Annotated in this window: 18 protein-coding genes and 1 tRNA gene; 8 read left to right on the top strand and 11 right to left on the bottom strand. The window is 53.0% G+C overall.

From position 1 onward, the window contains the following. The 3 genes from C4S74_RS26860 to C4S74_RS21175 all read left to right on the top strand — a co-directional run. Nucleotides 1-210: hypothetical protein (locus C4S74_RS26860; RefSeq protein ID WP_219819070.1), on the top strand; the 210-nt coding region annotated here is incomplete at its 5' end. 60 nt (nucleotides 211-270) lie between these two features. Further along, the gene (locus tag C4S74_RS21170) at nucleotides 271-930 is read left to right on the top strand and encodes a bifunctional 4-hydroxy-2-oxoglutarate aldolase/2-dehydro-3-deoxy-phosphogluconate aldolase (protein WP_103997333.1); all 660 of its coding nucleotides are present in this window, start codon (nucleotides 271-273) and stop codon (nucleotides 928-930) included. Then, entirely contained in the window at nucleotides 918-1,703 is a 786-nt protein-coding gene (locus C4S74_RS21175) for an MBL fold metallo-hydrolase (protein ID WP_103997334.1), read from the top strand. The genes C4S74_RS21170 and C4S74_RS21175 overlap by 13 nt, the downstream gene beginning before the upstream one ends. Nucleotides 1,704-2,030: 327 nt before the next feature. Here the strand turns inward: C4S74_RS21175 and C4S74_RS21180 are convergent, their stop codons facing one another. The 3 genes from C4S74_RS21180 to C4S74_RS21190 form a co-directional block, all read right to left on the bottom strand. Next, nucleotides 2,031-2,669, bottom strand: coding sequence for a metalloregulator ArsR/SmtB family transcription factor (locus tag C4S74_RS21180; RefSeq protein WP_103997335.1), 639 nt, complete (start codon nucleotides 2,667-2,669; stop codon nucleotides 2,031-2,033). 111 nt (nucleotides 2,670-2,780) lie between these two features. Continuing rightward, nucleotides 2,781-3,212, bottom strand: a complete 432-nt coding sequence (locus tag C4S74_RS21185; RefSeq protein ID WP_103997336.1) for a DUF86 domain-containing protein — start codon at nucleotides 3,210-3,212, stop codon at nucleotides 2,781-2,783. Nucleotides 3,213-3,511: 299 nt separating this feature from the next. After that, nucleotides 3,512-4,177 carry a lipopolysaccharide assembly protein LapB gene (locus tag C4S74_RS21190; protein WP_103997337.1) on the bottom strand — a complete coding sequence of 222 codons (666 nt, stop codon included), beginning with the start codon at nucleotides 4,175-4,177 and terminating at the stop codon, nucleotides 3,512-3,514. A 202-nt stretch (nucleotides 4,178-4,379) separates the two neighbouring features. Here C4S74_RS21190 and C4S74_RS21195 point away from each other — a divergent pair, with 202 nt between their 5' ends. Beyond that, nucleotides 4,380-4,673 (top strand): hypothetical protein, encoded by a 294-nt coding sequence (locus C4S74_RS21195; protein ID WP_103997338.1) that lies wholly within the window; start codon nucleotides 4,380-4,382, stop codon nucleotides 4,671-4,673. Nucleotides 4,674-5,032: 359 nt separating this feature from the next. Here C4S74_RS21195 and C4S74_RS21200 read toward each other — a convergent pair whose 3' ends face one another. From C4S74_RS21200 to C4S74_RS21210, 3 genes are all read right to left on the bottom strand, one after another. Next, a complete protein-coding gene (locus C4S74_RS21200) occupies nucleotides 5,033-5,398 on the bottom strand; it encodes a hypothetical protein (protein ID WP_103997339.1) in 366 nt (121 codons plus the stop codon). A 64-nt stretch (nucleotides 5,399-5,462) separates the two neighbouring features. Further along, nucleotides 5,463-5,966 carry a VanZ family protein gene (locus C4S74_RS21205; protein WP_103997340.1) on the bottom strand — a complete coding sequence of 168 codons (504 nt, stop codon included), beginning with the start codon at nucleotides 5,964-5,966 and terminating at the stop codon, nucleotides 5,463-5,465. Nucleotides 5,967-6,030: 64 nt separating this feature from the next. Further along, complete coding sequence (locus tag C4S74_RS21210) at nucleotides 6,031-6,369, bottom strand: hypothetical protein (protein WP_103997341.1); 339 nt, start codon at nucleotides 6,367-6,369, stop codon at nucleotides 6,031-6,033. A gap of 200 nt (nucleotides 6,370-6,569) precedes the next feature. Between C4S74_RS21210 and C4S74_RS21215 the strand changes: the two genes are divergently transcribed. Beyond that, a tRNA-Ala gene (locus C4S74_RS21215) sits at nucleotides 6,570-6,642 on the top strand. Nucleotides 6,643-7,163: 521 nt separating this feature from the next. Here C4S74_RS21215 and C4S74_RS21225 read toward each other — a convergent pair. Then, complete coding sequence (locus C4S74_RS21225) at nucleotides 7,164-8,012, bottom strand: Rpn family recombination-promoting nuclease/putative transposase (RefSeq protein WP_103997343.1); 849 nt, start codon at nucleotides 8,010-8,012, stop codon at nucleotides 7,164-7,166. A 156-nt stretch (nucleotides 8,013-8,168) separates the two neighbouring features. Then, nucleotides 8,169-9,197, bottom strand: coding sequence for a tRNA-dihydrouridine synthase (locus C4S74_RS21230; RefSeq protein ID WP_103997344.1), 1,029 nt, complete (start codon nucleotides 9,195-9,197; stop codon nucleotides 8,169-8,171). A 147-nt stretch (nucleotides 9,198-9,344) separates the two neighbouring features. Between C4S74_RS21230 and C4S74_RS21235 the strand changes: the two genes are divergently transcribed. Then, complete coding sequence (locus C4S74_RS21235; protein ID WP_103997398.1) at nucleotides 9,345-9,779, top strand: Lrp/AsnC family transcriptional regulator; 435 nt, start codon at nucleotides 9,345-9,347, stop codon at nucleotides 9,777-9,779. A 424-nt stretch (nucleotides 9,780-10,203) separates the two neighbouring features. Continuing rightward, nucleotides 10,204-10,860: a FusB/FusC family EF-G-binding protein gene (locus tag C4S74_RS21240; RefSeq protein WP_103997345.1), complete on the top strand. Its 657-nt coding sequence runs from the start codon at nucleotides 10,204-10,206 to the stop codon at nucleotides 10,858-10,860. A gap of 156 nt (nucleotides 10,861-11,016) precedes the next feature. On the opposite strand, the gene C4S74_RS21245 is transcribed toward C4S74_RS21240, so the two are convergent. Continuing rightward, entirely contained in the window at nucleotides 11,017-11,352 is a 336-nt protein-coding gene (locus tag C4S74_RS21245) for a ribosomal protein L7/L12 (protein WP_103997346.1), read from the bottom strand. Nucleotides 11,353-11,536: 184 nt separating this feature from the next. Between C4S74_RS21245 and C4S74_RS21250 the strand changes: the two genes are divergently transcribed. Then, the gene (locus C4S74_RS21250; protein WP_103997347.1) at nucleotides 11,537-11,989 is read left to right on the top strand and encodes a DUF441 domain-containing protein; all 453 of its coding nucleotides are present in this window, start codon (nucleotides 11,537-11,539) and stop codon (nucleotides 11,987-11,989) included. 112 nt (nucleotides 11,990-12,101) lie between these two features. Here the strand turns inward: C4S74_RS21250 and C4S74_RS21255 are convergent, their stop codons facing one another. Next, on the bottom strand, nucleotides 12,102-12,749 hold the full coding sequence (locus tag C4S74_RS21255) for an FMN-dependent NADH-azoreductase (RefSeq protein WP_103997348.1): 648 nt from the start codon (nucleotides 12,747-12,749) through the stop codon (nucleotides 12,102-12,104). A 190-nt stretch (nucleotides 12,750-12,939) separates the two neighbouring features. Further along, nucleotides 12,940-13,551, bottom strand: coding sequence for a YuzF family protein (locus C4S74_RS27095; protein ID WP_103997349.1), 612 nt, complete (start codon nucleotides 13,549-13,551; stop codon nucleotides 12,940-12,942). Between the last annotated feature and the right edge of the window lie 132 nt (nucleotides 13,552-13,683).

Consider the following 13,683-nt stretch of genomic DNA (forward strand, 5'->3'; position numbering starts at 1 on the left):
GTTCTTGTTCCTGGTTCTTGTCGTTCGTTTTTGCAATTCGTTCTTGTTGTTGATTCTCGCAGTTGGTTCTTGCGGCTCGCTTTTTACCATTCGTTCTTGCCTTTTACTCTTGCCATTCGTTCTTGCCGTTTACTCTTAGCGGTCGCTCTTGCCTTCTTCCGGCCCTTCGTTTCTCCCCAGATGCTCATGACGGTACGCCTTTTCATGTGATAACATGAAGCTATACGGGAATCTCTCCCGCTCAAACAACCGAAAGCGAAGTGAACGACTGTGGAACGTGAACAGGGACTCCAGGAACTGGAACGCACCCGTCTTATCGCCATCCTCCGGGGCGTCAAACCGGGACAAATTATCCGTACGGCTGAAGCGATGCTCGAAGGCGGTGTTACCGTCCTCGAAGTCACGCTCAATACGCCGGGAGCGTTGGACATGATCCGGGAGCTGAGAAGCAGGCTCGGCGGCCGCATGTTTATCGGCGCGGGCACTGTGCTGGACTTGGAGGACGCCAGACAGGCCATCGAAGCCGGCGCCTCTTTCCTCGTCACTCCGAACACCGACGAGGCCGTGATCGCGCATTCGGTGTCGCAGGGCATCCCGATTTTTCCGGGCGCAATGACGCCGACCGAGATCGTCCGGGCCTGGAAAGCCGGCGCGCAGGCCGTCAAAGTATTCCCGAGCACCGGACTGGGCCTCACCTACATACGCGAATTGATGGGACCGCTTGACCGTGTGCCTATGATCGCCGTCGGCGGCGTCACGGCCGGCAATATCGGCGAATATTTGCAGGCGGGCTGCTATGCCGCCGGTGCAGGCAGTTCCTTGTGCAAGCTTGCCGATATCGATGCGGGCCGCTTCGATGTGATCACGGCGAACGCACGGCGGTTTACCGGCGCCGTATCCGAGTGGAGGGAAGCCGCATGGACTTCCTGACGTTCCTCGGCACGGGCGACTCGATGGGCGTTCCCCGCGCATACTGCGACTGCGGCGTCTGTACGGAAGCCCGCACGACCGGCGTCAACCGCAGGCTGCGCTCTTCCGCCCTGCTGAACGGCGGCACGGCCGAGGGCAGTCTGCTTCTCGACTGCGGGCCGAACTGGGGCCTGCAAATGGAGCGGGCTGGCCTCAGAGACCTGCGCCATGTGCTTATCACCCATGCGCATTACGACCATATCGGCGGCCTTCCCGAGTACGCCGATCTCTGCCGCTGGCTGGGCATCCGCGGCAAGGTATATGCCGCCGCAGAGGTCGTCGACCGGATCCGCGCCATCTTCCCCTGGATCGACCGCAATCTCGATTATATCGCGGTCGATGAAGGCTTTTCCTTCGATGGCTGGGATATTCGCCTGTGGAAGGTGACGCACGGGGCAAACGGATTTTCCTTCGCCCTGCGGTTCGACCGCAAGGAGAGCTTCAGCTTCGTGTACTGCCCCGATTCCATCGGCCTGAACGAGCAGGAGAAAGCTCCTATGCGAGGTGTCGATCTCCTTGTACTCGGCACGAGCTTCTACAAGGAAGAAGGAGCCGGCCGATCTGTCTATGATGTGACGGAGGCGCTTGAGCTGCTGCGGGAAGTGAGGCCTTCCCGCACTGTTTTAACGCATCTGTCGCACGGAATCGACCTGCTGAAGGACTATGCGCTCCCCGCAGGCACCAGGTTCGCTCAAGCCGGGCTGAGCCTTGCCCTGTCCCGCGATGCCGGCTGACGGGCAGGCTCCCGCGCTCCGTGCGGACAAGAAGCGCGTTGGCGCTCAAGCCGCCGGTTATACAGCCGCTCCGCTTATGCGGGTGCGGCTTTGTATTCTTCGCGGCCTCCGGTGGAGCTCCGCCGCTGTCATCATCCCGGTATATGCTCCACGGCAGGCACCCGGCTAGGAGATGGAATGCCTTACGCATGACACTCCGCCTGGGTCTTTCATCAGCTCTTTCACCAGCTCTATACCGGCAAAAAGAAGAAGCCCGCCCGGACGTCCGCAAGGACAGGGCTGGCTTCTTCTTTTCATTTTAAAGCGGCCGGTTCTGCAGAACAGAAGCTACACGCTCTCCGCCCGGCGGATTTGATACACGCACTTGGTTCCGCCTTTGGCCAAACATTCGGTGCGTTCGACCGGCGTTCCGAGCAGTTCCTGGAACAAGGCAAGTTCACATTGACAGGCCTGCTGGTATTGGTCCGCAACCTGGGAGATGGGGCAGTTATGCTCATTCAGAATATAATCCCCGTTCTCCCCCTGCTCCAGACTTACCATATAGCCGTTGTCGTTCTGAATCCGGGCCAATTCGGCGACCTTCTCCGGGAAAGACTTGCCTTCCATCCGGGAGCCGTAACGCTCCGAAAGCTTGTCTTTGCGCCTTTGGAACAGCCGCGTCAGTTTCCCTTCGCCTTCCTCCGCAACCAGCTCTTCCAGAAGATCCAGAGTCAGCGCGTTGTATTTCTTGGGAAATAAATCATCCGCTTCTTTCGTGAGCGAATACATATGCAAAGGCCTGCCCATTGCCTGGCGTGCCAGCTTTGATTCGATAAAACCATCTCGATCCAGCGTGTTTAAATGGCGTCTGACGGCCATCTCCGTAATCCCAAGCTCCTTGGCAAGTTCCCCTACACTGAGAGGGCCCCGGGTCCTGAGCAGAGATAACACGATTTTGCGGGTCGACAGCTCTGCGTCGCGATACATGAGAATCACCTGCCTGATGCCTAGATAGTCTCATTGTATCGTAACCTTCGGCATAAGTAAATTATGAAACACAAAAGTATAAAAACACCGGGACACGCCTTTCCCCGAGTGTCAGATCATTTCTTTCTCGATAAAAGCTTCTACCGAACGGGTGAAATCCGGGAGAATAACGGGCAGCTCTTTCAGCAGAGGATGAACCCCTTCTCTGGAAAACGTATCGTACTCCTGTACGAGAGGTCTGCGAAGCTTCACCAGCGACAGCAAAGCCGCTGTCGTTTCTTCCGAAAACACTTTTTCCGTGCCCAAAATCTCAATAATGTCCTCATAGCTGCTCGCGTCCCGCATCAGAAAACCGTCAATGAGCAGGCTTCCCACATCCGTGACCGTTTCGATCGCCAGATGAAGAACGCGCTCCTGGGCCAGATACGTGATCAGGCGCTTGTCGCCGTTTGAGAATGACTGTTCCAGCTCGGTGCAGCCTGTGAGCAGTTCGGGTACGAAAGCGAGTTTTTGCTTGATTTGGTCCACATTAACATAATACATGGCGGTTATTTCCGCCTCCTTTTCTTGCTCCATTTCGACCAGGCCAGCATAATGACGAACATAACCACAACGATTATGACCAGAAGTACGCTCTGCATCAAATATTCCATGCTGAGCTTGGACTCCCCGCTATTTCCGGCGGCCGCTGCAATGTACATTAGATCCATCTGTGTTCCAGTACCTTTCTTGTCGGCTTGCGCCGCTTTCTACTCTCAACTAAGTGTAGCCAACCCCCGGCGCCGCCGTCAAGCGGAGCCGGGGGCTTCAGGGCGGCAGCTTGGCCAGCTCCTCGCCGGAGATTACTTGAACCGGGCAAGGATGGCCCAGCGGCGCTGTTTCCGCCTGCTGTATTTGGGCAGAGATTTGTATACCTCGACGGATTCCCGGAAAGCTTCCTTCGCTTTGTCGGTCCGGCCGAGTTTGCCGTAAAGCAGTCCGAGCCGGTAGTAAGCCTCCACCGAAGAAGACTGCTCGTCTCTGAAACGCTCCAGCATGTCCACGGCCTGCCGGGGTTCGGTTTCCGCGAGCGCTTCGCCCATTTGCAGGTAAGGATCGCCGTATTTGACGCGGGGGTTGAGCTCCAGCGCTTTTTTCATGTAAGCAAGGCCTTCCTGCAGCTGATCCATTTTCAGCAGACACAGGCCGATTTCGTAGGAGACATCCGCCGATTCGGACATGACCGGCTCCACTTCGCGTAAATAGACGAGCGCCTCGCGGTATTTCCGTTTGTCGATCAGCAGTCGCGCCAGTTCAAGCTTCGAAGAAGCGTGATGGGGATTCGCGCGGAGCTCCTGCCTCAGCTGCGAGATGCGCCGGTTTCTTTTCAAGGGCCGCAGCAAACTCGGAGAAAGACCGATAAAACGGCGGTCGATGACATACAAAAGAACGAGCAGAATGATCAATGCGAGCAGAGGACTCCGGGTTATGTAGAGCAAGAGCGAGAACAGAAAAAATTTCCCTAGCAAACCTATCTCTCCTTCCGACCTTTTCTTTCGCACTTTATCGTACCATAATTTTCAAAAAACCTCATGAAATTGTTTGTGTGACATTGTTGTGACAGCCGTGTGCATGGCCGGGACATTTTTCCTGGAGGAGGTGTGTGCATGGGGCCTCTTTTTAGTATAATTAGACTCAGCATTCTCACGCAGAAAGGATTTCGGTCTGACTATGAATGAACAACAAGCGCGTAAATGGAGTGTTATGCGGCGCAAGGGTCCCGGCATGTACGTTATGCTCAACTTCGCACTCCCGGTAGGACTCCTGCTGACGGCTCTGGTTTCGCTTCTGGAATACTCGCTGGCGGGCGAGCTGATCGGAATCTGGCTGCCGATCCGGCTGATCGTGTTCTGTTTTATCGGGTTCTTTATCGGAATGTTTCGCTGGCAGACGGTGGACAAGAAGTATCAGCAGGTTGCGCCCAAGTACGGATTGCCCGTTCAATTGGAAAAAAAGTCAAAGTAAACTTCGGCTGGGGCATGCTTTATCCCGCGCGGTGCCGAAATAAAAAGATCGCTTCTTCGTCATCCGGACGGAAAAGCGATCTTTTTTTACAGGGCGGGAATCTGCGGAAAGGCCGGGACCGGGCAGCGTGCGGCATGCCGTATTTGGGCCGCCCCAGACGCACGACGCCAGACCTTATACCGGATGCGCACGTTTGTGCCGCTGCACAGCTCCTGCGGGCTGAAAATGCTCCAGTGGGATCGTGACCGGAATTAGGCTAATGAAGTGGGCTTGTCCACCCTCCGGCCTTAAGTCACCTTAAACGACCCAATCCCGAGGTCAGCACGGCCCGTTTCTTGTCGAGGAGAATCTCGTGACGGTTATGAGAAGCCTTCCTCAAGCTCGCGCTTGACGTCCCCGTGCTCCAGCAGACTTGCTTCCAGCTGGTCTTTTTGCAGCCCGTAAAGATTGGTCGAGCTGTAAAACAGCTCGGCGGTAATGTCCTCGTACGCGTCATGCAGATTGTTGTTGTACCAGTCCAGAGCCAGATCGGCGTCGTTGCGGTAAACCGGACCCAGCTTGAAGGACGCTTCTCCGGCGCTGCCTGAAGACGAAGCCTCGTGAGGCTTTTCGAACTTGGCCAGCAGCGGCTTGTCAAAGCCCTCTACCGCAAATTCGACATCGGCCACTTTGGTGTCTTTGTGGTTTGTAATCCGGGTTACTCTGGCGTGTTTAATGTTCGTCATTCGCTCTCTCTCCTGTCTTTGGCATCCTATCCTTTAGCAGGTAGTATGCCCGGAGGAGCGTATTTTATCGGCCTCGGACGTTCCCGGACCGGATCAGCCGGATGGCCGCGAAAACAGCCATGACCAGCAGCACGCCCGCGCTGTCCATTCCCACGTCAATGGCGTGTCCCGTACGCCCCGGTACGAAGCTCTGATGCCACTCGTCGGATGCCGCATACACCACGGACAGAAAACCGCCGGCCAGCCATGCGGTCCAAAATGGCCTTCTCATCGCCAGCAACGTGCGGATCCAGAGAAAAGCGAGCAGCGCGAATTCCGATACGTGGCCCGCTTTACGAATGATGAATTCGGCGAAATCGTACGGCTTTTTGTACGTGACCAGCCCGCCGTCGTAAGTAAATTCCACCTGGGGAATCCACTGCCGGAGCACATCTTCCTGAACCAGATCACGAAAAAAAGGCCGCATATCCTGTTCCTGGTACGTCTCGGCGGATTTTGCGAAAATAAAAATCATCCAGACCAGCGTCGCGGCCAGCCACCAGCCATACGTGCGTAAACGCGGCTTCATGTCTTTGTGCCAGCCTCCTTACACGAACTGCCTGATATTCTCCCCACTGCGATCAGCCGGACTATCAGGTGTCCCCGTATTCTTCCTCGTAAGTTTTTTTGCGTTTTTTGGCTCCTTCGCCCGATGTCTTTCTTTGGATACTCACCAGAGCAAAAAAGTCGATAATGATGACATTGAAATAGCCCAGCAGAAAAAACGCGTTATGAAACAGCACGCTGTAAGCGTCATCCGTTATACGGGCCCACCAGAGGCAGACCAAAACCGTCATCACCGTATTGAAAAGAGTCGAAGTTCCAAAGGAAAGCCATAGTTTACGGGTGCGCCTCATCATGAAGATCCCCATAATCAGCGTGATTCCGAATATCAGGATCGTAAACACCCAGTAGAGCGTATTATTCGACAATAGGACCACTCCTGCCAAAAATTACGTTCCAGCGGAACGCATACTGACCTAAGGGTAGCATGAAAACGCGGCGGTTTACAATAAAGACGGATCGGTGAATACGTCAAAAAAAGTACTTTTTCAGGGTCCTGAAACTTTCATGCGGCTTATCTTGCTTTGAGCCCGGGATCTATGTATAATACAAATCACGGGTATAATACGGGGCCTTAGCTCAGCTGGGAGAGCGCATCGCTGGCAGCGATGAGGTCAGGGGTTCGATCCCCCTAGGCTCCATATAAGACAAAAAGCACTCTACGGAGTGCTTTTTGTCTTATATGGAGCCAGCGGGGTCGAACCCCGGGGGTTCAGTCCGCGCGCACGGAACGAGTGAATAGGCTTCGAAGCTTTGCTTCCGTGAAGGAGCACGGCGTCCGAATCTTCCACTAGAATGCTGCGCCGAGTTAGCTTCGTCAGCCCTTTAAATCAGAATTCGGACATCCCCCTAGGCTCCATATAAGACAAAAGCACTCTTCGGAGTGCTTCTTTTGTTGTTGGAGCCAGCGGGGCCGAACCCCGGGGGTTCAGTCCGCGCGCACGGAACGAGTGAATTGGCTTCGAAGCTTTCCTTCCGAGGAGGAGCACGGCGTCCGAATCTACCGCTAAAATGCTGCGCCGGGTTAGCTTCGTCAGCCGTTTAATCAAAGATTCGGACATCCCCCTAGGCTCCATAAGTAAAACGCCACTACATCTGTAGTAGCGTTTTTTATGTCCAGCGGGGCCGAACCCGCGCGGAAGAATCTCTAGAGATCGTTGCTCTATTTCCCCCTTTTCAACGAATCCACCTCGGCCTCAGATAGACCGCTGGCTTTAGCGATGACTGAAACCTGAAGCCCCAAGTCAAGCATGTTTTTAGCGATTTCGATGGCCTTCTTTTGCTCGCCTTGAGCCATACCCTTTTCCGTCGCCCATTCGATCATGGATGCTTCATCGTGCAAATACTTTTGCCGTTCTTCATATAATCGGCGGGCTTCCCGGTCCTGGCTCAGAAACTCCAGCGTATCCATGGCTTTTTTCAAAGTCGGTTCATTCATTTTCAGCACCTCCCAATTGGATTTATCCACACCCTTCAAGAACAACAGCCAGTTGATCAGACCGCCTTCAACCGGAGCAGACTTATCATCCAGCTTGGACAGCTCCATAAAATGGACCTCGATATCGTCACACAACTCCAGCCCCGTGTGATCTTCCCTCATATGAAAAACATTATGATACCGATCATTGGAAATAAACGAGTAGTTTAAAATATTAATTGTGACGCACTTCTTCAATTCCTTGTAGGTTTGACCTTCCTGAAGCTGACCGGAGTAACGCTTACTCCAGTAATATAGCGTCCTTTTTTCGATATCATATTTATTAAAAAGCTGCATCTCGATGTTAATTAGTTGACCTTCGGCCGTTTTCGCCCAAATGTCAAAGATGGATTGTTTATCAAGCGGAGCATCTTTTTCCGTATACGGGTTAAGCAGAACAATTTCGGTCAACGGCGGCTCGCCGGACTCCGCAAATGTACGATTCAAAAAAGTCAGCAGGACATCTTTATTTTCTTCACTGCCAAAAATCCGTTTAAAAACAAAATCGTTTCGGGGATCCAATAAATCCGGCATACGGACATTCAACTCCGTTTCTTTCTATTATACCATGCTTGGGTTGCTTTTTTGCATGATTCCGGCAGTTTTCCCACTATTAGCGTGCTTCCATAAAAAATAAAAAAGCACTCTGCCGAGTGCTTTTTTCAGCTGCGGAGCGTTCGAGAACTGCGATCAGCGACCGGAATCGCCCCTCTCCTTTTCCCCGGCGTTCCCCGCCGTCTCCCTCACATTCAACAACCCCTCCGCGTAGTCCGGATCTTCCAAAAGAGGCCGCCCGATCGCGATGACATCCGCCAATCCGTCCTCAAGAATGCGGTCGGCAAGACTCCGGGTATAAATCTTCCCGACGGCAATGACCGGAATCTTGAAATGTTGCCTGATCGCGGCCGCATGAGGCAGCTGATAAGCGGTGTATACGTCGCTGGGCTGCACCGGAATAATCCCGCCCGAAGACACGTGGATCGCGTCCAGCCCCGACTCCAGCGGCTTTAGCATGCGGGCCCATTCTTCCGGGATCAGCCCTCCTTCGCTGTAGTCGGTGGCCGAAATCCGAACGATGACGGGATAGTCTCTGCCCACCTCTTCCCTGACCGCACTGAGGACTTCCTGCAAAAACCTTGCCCTTTTCTCGGAACTTCCTCCGTAGGCATCAGTCCGCTTATTGGACAGAGGCGATAAGAATTGATGAATTAAAAACCCGTGCGCCGCATGAAGCTCTATTCCGTCAAAACCCGCTTCTACACTTCGCCTTGCCGCCATACGGTACTCCTGGATGATGTTATGGATACCCTCTGCCGATAGTTCTTGCGGCATGCCGTATTGATCGTCGAATGCAATGGCACTGGGCGCAACCAAAGTAGTCGTAACTTCCGGCGAAGATTTTCTTCCCCCGTGCGACAGTTGGATAAAGACCGGAGTGTCGTGCGCATGGACGGCATCCGTCACTTTCCGCAGCGTCTCCATGTGCCGGTCCGTATAGATGCCGATATCGTTTGCCCACAGTCTTCCGTTCGGAGAAACGGCCGTGGATTCCAAAATGACGAGACCCACATGCTTCGCCCTCCGCCCGTAATGGTTCCTATGATGTTCAGTGGCAAAGGCTTCGGAAGTTCCTTTATACTGCTGCAGCGGCGCCATGATCAGCCGGTTTCGTAACGTGATCCCGCCGATAGTTACCGGGTCATTTAAGGTTTTTGTCATCTCTCATTCTCCTTCGCGATTGATTAATGACATTTTATATTGGAATGTCTTCACATCACATAGTATTATTAAGAGATATCGCTTCTATGAACTAAGTTATGAAGTTTTATGATCTATTTAACCTTTAAAAATGAGGTGCTCTCCATAATGGACCAAATTGACTCGAAAATTTTATCTTTAATGCATGAAAACGCCCGGATTCCAATTTCCGAGATGAGCCGGATGATCGCCATGTCGCAGCCGGCCGTAACCGAAAGACTGCGTAAATTGGAAGAACAGGGAGTTATTACAGGCTACCGCGCGAAGCTTTCGCCCCCAAAACTCGGCAAGCAGACAACGGCGTTCATTTTGTTCAAAACGACCGATTGCAAAGGCTTCGCCGCTTTCAGCGAAAAATCCCTTGAGATCGTCGATCTATACCGGATCAGCGGCGAGTACAACTTTTTAATGAAAGTGTTAAGCGAAACAACGGAATCGTTGACCGGTTTTCTCGATGAATGCAGCGCCTACGGATTTTCAACGACCTTAATTGTGCTTTCGACCGCTTTTGAAGATAAAAGCCTGATAGGAATCGACCTGTAAGTTAGCGTAAGCGTAAAATCGCTGTGCTTCTTACAGTGCCGAATGGTTCGAGCAGTTGAAAAAGCAAACCGCCGACATCGTTCAAGCCGGATCATCCAGTACACCGCTCTTTGGCGTTTTGTTTGTGTTCAACGGTCGATCCCGGTGATTCGGTTTTGCAGATAAAATTTTTTTATAGCTGATTTCGGCATTGCAACGATACCCGTGTGACTTTATAATGGTCGGGTAAGAGGAGGTCGGTACAAATGGCAAATCACTTTGCCAGTACAAGATACGGCTCATGCGAAGCCTGATTATGGGGCGATACTTTGCATGGGCGGACATTTCACGATAACATAGTCGCCCGAAACAGCTTATATCGTTTCTAATAATGGGCTTTGCACTTATTTTTTTAGCGTAAATAAAAAATAAGGGGCTGAAAGCCATGATACAACCATTTATTAGAAACCATCAATATAATGTCATTAAAAAGCAGAGTCTTCTGCTGCAGAAAACCCACGAGACCGTTTCCGATCCGAAAGTCGTGGCATCCGTAAAAGCCAGCGCTCCGTTCAAACTGCTTGAAGCATTCCCGGACGCGGACGGCGTTCAAAAACAACTGCTGGAAAAGATTTCGGGACTGCGCACCGCAGAAGAATTCAAGCATTATCCGGAGTCGCTGCAACCCTACTTGGCACCGTTTCCGGCACTGACGGCAAAACAGATCGCCAAGCTTTTTCCGAAAAACAAGAAGCTGAAGATTCCCGACTTGTCCGAAATCGATTACCGCTATGTCACTTATTTGGGCTGGACCGATATCGCGACGAACAAACTGTTTCTCGTCTACCCGCTGAACGGGAAACTGGTCGGAATCGAAGGAAGATATACACCGGCGAACAAAGGCGTATGCTTTCTGTGCAACAAGCACGAGGAAGTCGCGCTGTTTACGGCGGTAACAAAATCAAGGCCCGCCAAAGCCTCTTCCGATTACTACAAGGCAATCGGGAACTACCTGTGTGTAGACAGTACCGTCTGCAATCAGAACATCACGAATGTCACCGCCCTCGACAAATTTGTCCGGGAAGTGGTTGGCGAGTCGTAAACGGGTGCCCGTATCCATGTAAAAAGGCGCCGCGGATCAGACATTCCGCAGCTTAATATGTAAGCGCAAAGCTAAGAGCCTGCCGTTACCGGCAGGCTCTTATTGGTTTTCGGAGAAGCCTCCGCCGTACTGACAGGGCGGGATCACACCTGTAAACTATCTGCGCTCCAGATTTTCCACATAATCCTTGGCCTCTTTCAATCCGATCCCTTGTTCGGCTCTCACCAGTTTGATCGCTTTGATTTTATCGCCTCGTGCGAGCAAGTGCTGCACTCTTTCGTCAAGAAGCGAGTTTTGTGCCGAAGCGGGCTGAAGGGGCCGGGGGTCCGCTGCCGGCTTTAACCGGTTCACCACCGTACCTTCCGCCCGCCCCTTCAGCCACTCCAGATCGGATTGGATATCGTTAATCCGGCTTTGAAGGCTGAACACTTTAATGAGCAGAAGCAGAGCGAGAATCAGAGCCCCGACCGCTACCATTTCAATCGTTTCCATGGAATCGCTCCTTTCACCCGGGGCCTGTTTGGCTAACCTGCCCACGTATAGGGAATTATACCATATCCCTTCAAGCACTTTGTCACAGCGGTAAACGGCCTCCTCTTAACCGGTCCGTTCCTTGTTGATGCGGCTTGAATGCTATACAATGGAAACAAAAAAAGACCCAAAGGGGAATCCGACGATGGCCCAAGTGGACATGCCTTCCATCCTGCTGCTCGGTTTGGCCCTTCTCGGGCTGCTCAGCAGCAATTCGACCGTTACGATCGCCATGCTCGTTCTCTTGCTCCTGCGGGTGATGAATGTTCATCAGGCCTTTCCCTTTTTGGAAAAGTACGGGTTAACGATCGGTGTCGTCATTCTCACTATCGGTGTCATGACGCCCATTGCCAGCGGCAAAATGCCCGTCCAGACTATTCTCCAGTCCTTTATGCACTGGAAATCGCTTCTCGCCGTCCTCATCGGAATCACCGTCGCTTACCTGGGCGGCCGGGGCGCCCTCCTTATGACGAACCAGCCGAATGTAGTGGCCGGGCTGCTTATCGGTACCGTGCTGGGCGTCGCCCTGTTCCGCGGCGTTCCCGTCGGACCGCTGATTGCGGCCGGGCTGCTCTCTCTTCTTATCGGCAAGGGCTGAAACGAACCTATACGCGTTCCCTTCATTACGGCCGGTACCAAACACACAAAAAAAACTGCCCTTATAAAGAGGCAGTTTTTTTGTTTATATGAGAACACCGCAAGGGGGAAGCTTATACTCGCGATGGGGTTTTCGCAAACTGGGCGGCTGCTTCGGCCGCTCTCGTTTTGGCACCCTGCACAAGCTCTTGCGCTTTGTCCGGGTAAGCCGCGATACCTTCCACGTAGACATGTTCGTAATCCGTAATTCCGATGAACGCCATAATTCCCCGCAGGTATTTGTCGGTAAATTCAAAGTCCGCGGCCGGGCCTTCGGAATAAATGCCTCCGCGCGCCTGAATGTGAACGACTTTTTTGCCGTTCATCAAGCCTTCTGGACCGTTCGCCGTATAGCGGAACGTTTTACCCGCGATCGCAATGTTGTCGATGTACGCTTTCAGCATGGGCGGGTAACTCAAGTTCCACATCGGAGTGACGAATACGTAGCCGTCAGCGGACAAAAACTGCTCCAATACTTCATTCATCCGGTTGATCCCAGCCGCTTCCGTGTCGTTCAGCGCTTCCCCCGCACGCAGTTTATCCCAGCCGTTCAGGATATCGGCGTCGATTAAGGGGATATGGTCTTCGTACACATCGACGCGCTCCACTGTGAGTTCGGGATTTTCCCGGACAGCCGCCTCCAGAAAATGCTCCCCGACCTGTAGACCGTAAGAACGGTCGACCCCTCTTGGATTGGCAGTGATATATAATAATTTGTTCATTTTGATTTCCTCCTAGTCTGATTTCGAAAAATTTGTTTTCGCTAACTTGTATTCCTTAACTTACTTTATGTAAGTATATTAGCATTATTACTTTCTTTTGTAAAGCAGCTATATTAAAATATTTAACTGTAAGTTTCTGCCCATAAAAAAACCCGCCGGTATCCGGCGGATCTTACGCTCCGATAAAGTTTTACTCCGGCATGACCCAAATAATTTGTGCCGTCCGGATAAAAAATTTCTTACCGTCCTCCTGGACCACGACATGATCCGGTTTTACGTCTGCCAGAACGCCCCGGTTGCTGCCGCGGACCGTTTCCACCACCACGCTCCGGCCCACAATCGTTTTCAGCGTCTGATACACATAGGGATCGATGCTGAAAAAAGGCTGCGGTACCGCTACCGGAGCGCCTCCGGAAGGGACACCCGCTTCAAGGGCGCCGAAGCCGCCCTGCCCAGACGCTCCTCCGGCCGATCCGACGAAGTTTCCTTGAGGAATAGGCGCCGTTCCCCCGCTGCCCGTTTGAAATCCCGGAGAATATCCCGCCTGACCGGACCAGCCGCCGTCTGCTGAACCGAAGCTCTCCGGGTAAGCTCCCTGCGGCGCAAAAGTGCCGGGCAGCCCACCCTGCGGCTGACCCTGATTGCCCTGGGGCTGATTGATCCCGCCGAAGAAGGGGGATCCCTGTTGAAGCGGATAGTCCGGCAGCTGCGCCTGTCCCTGCGTTATCTTCGTGTAATCCGGTACCCCCGGATTTCCCAAGCCCCATGGGACTCCCTGACCGTTTCCTTGCGTAATCGACATGTCGTCGCCTCCTTTGCCTTTTCACCCTGAAACATATGGCCGCTGAGCCGCCGATATGCCTGTTGACCTGCTGCTAATTGGCGAAAACTGGAGGCATATGCCTGTCTTCCGTCCATTTTCCCCGGCCAAACA

The organism is Paenibacillus sp. UNC499MF, assembly GCF_900107975.1.
Classification (GTDB): domain Bacteria; phylum Bacillota; class Bacilli; order Paenibacillales; family NBRC-103111; genus Paenibacillus_F.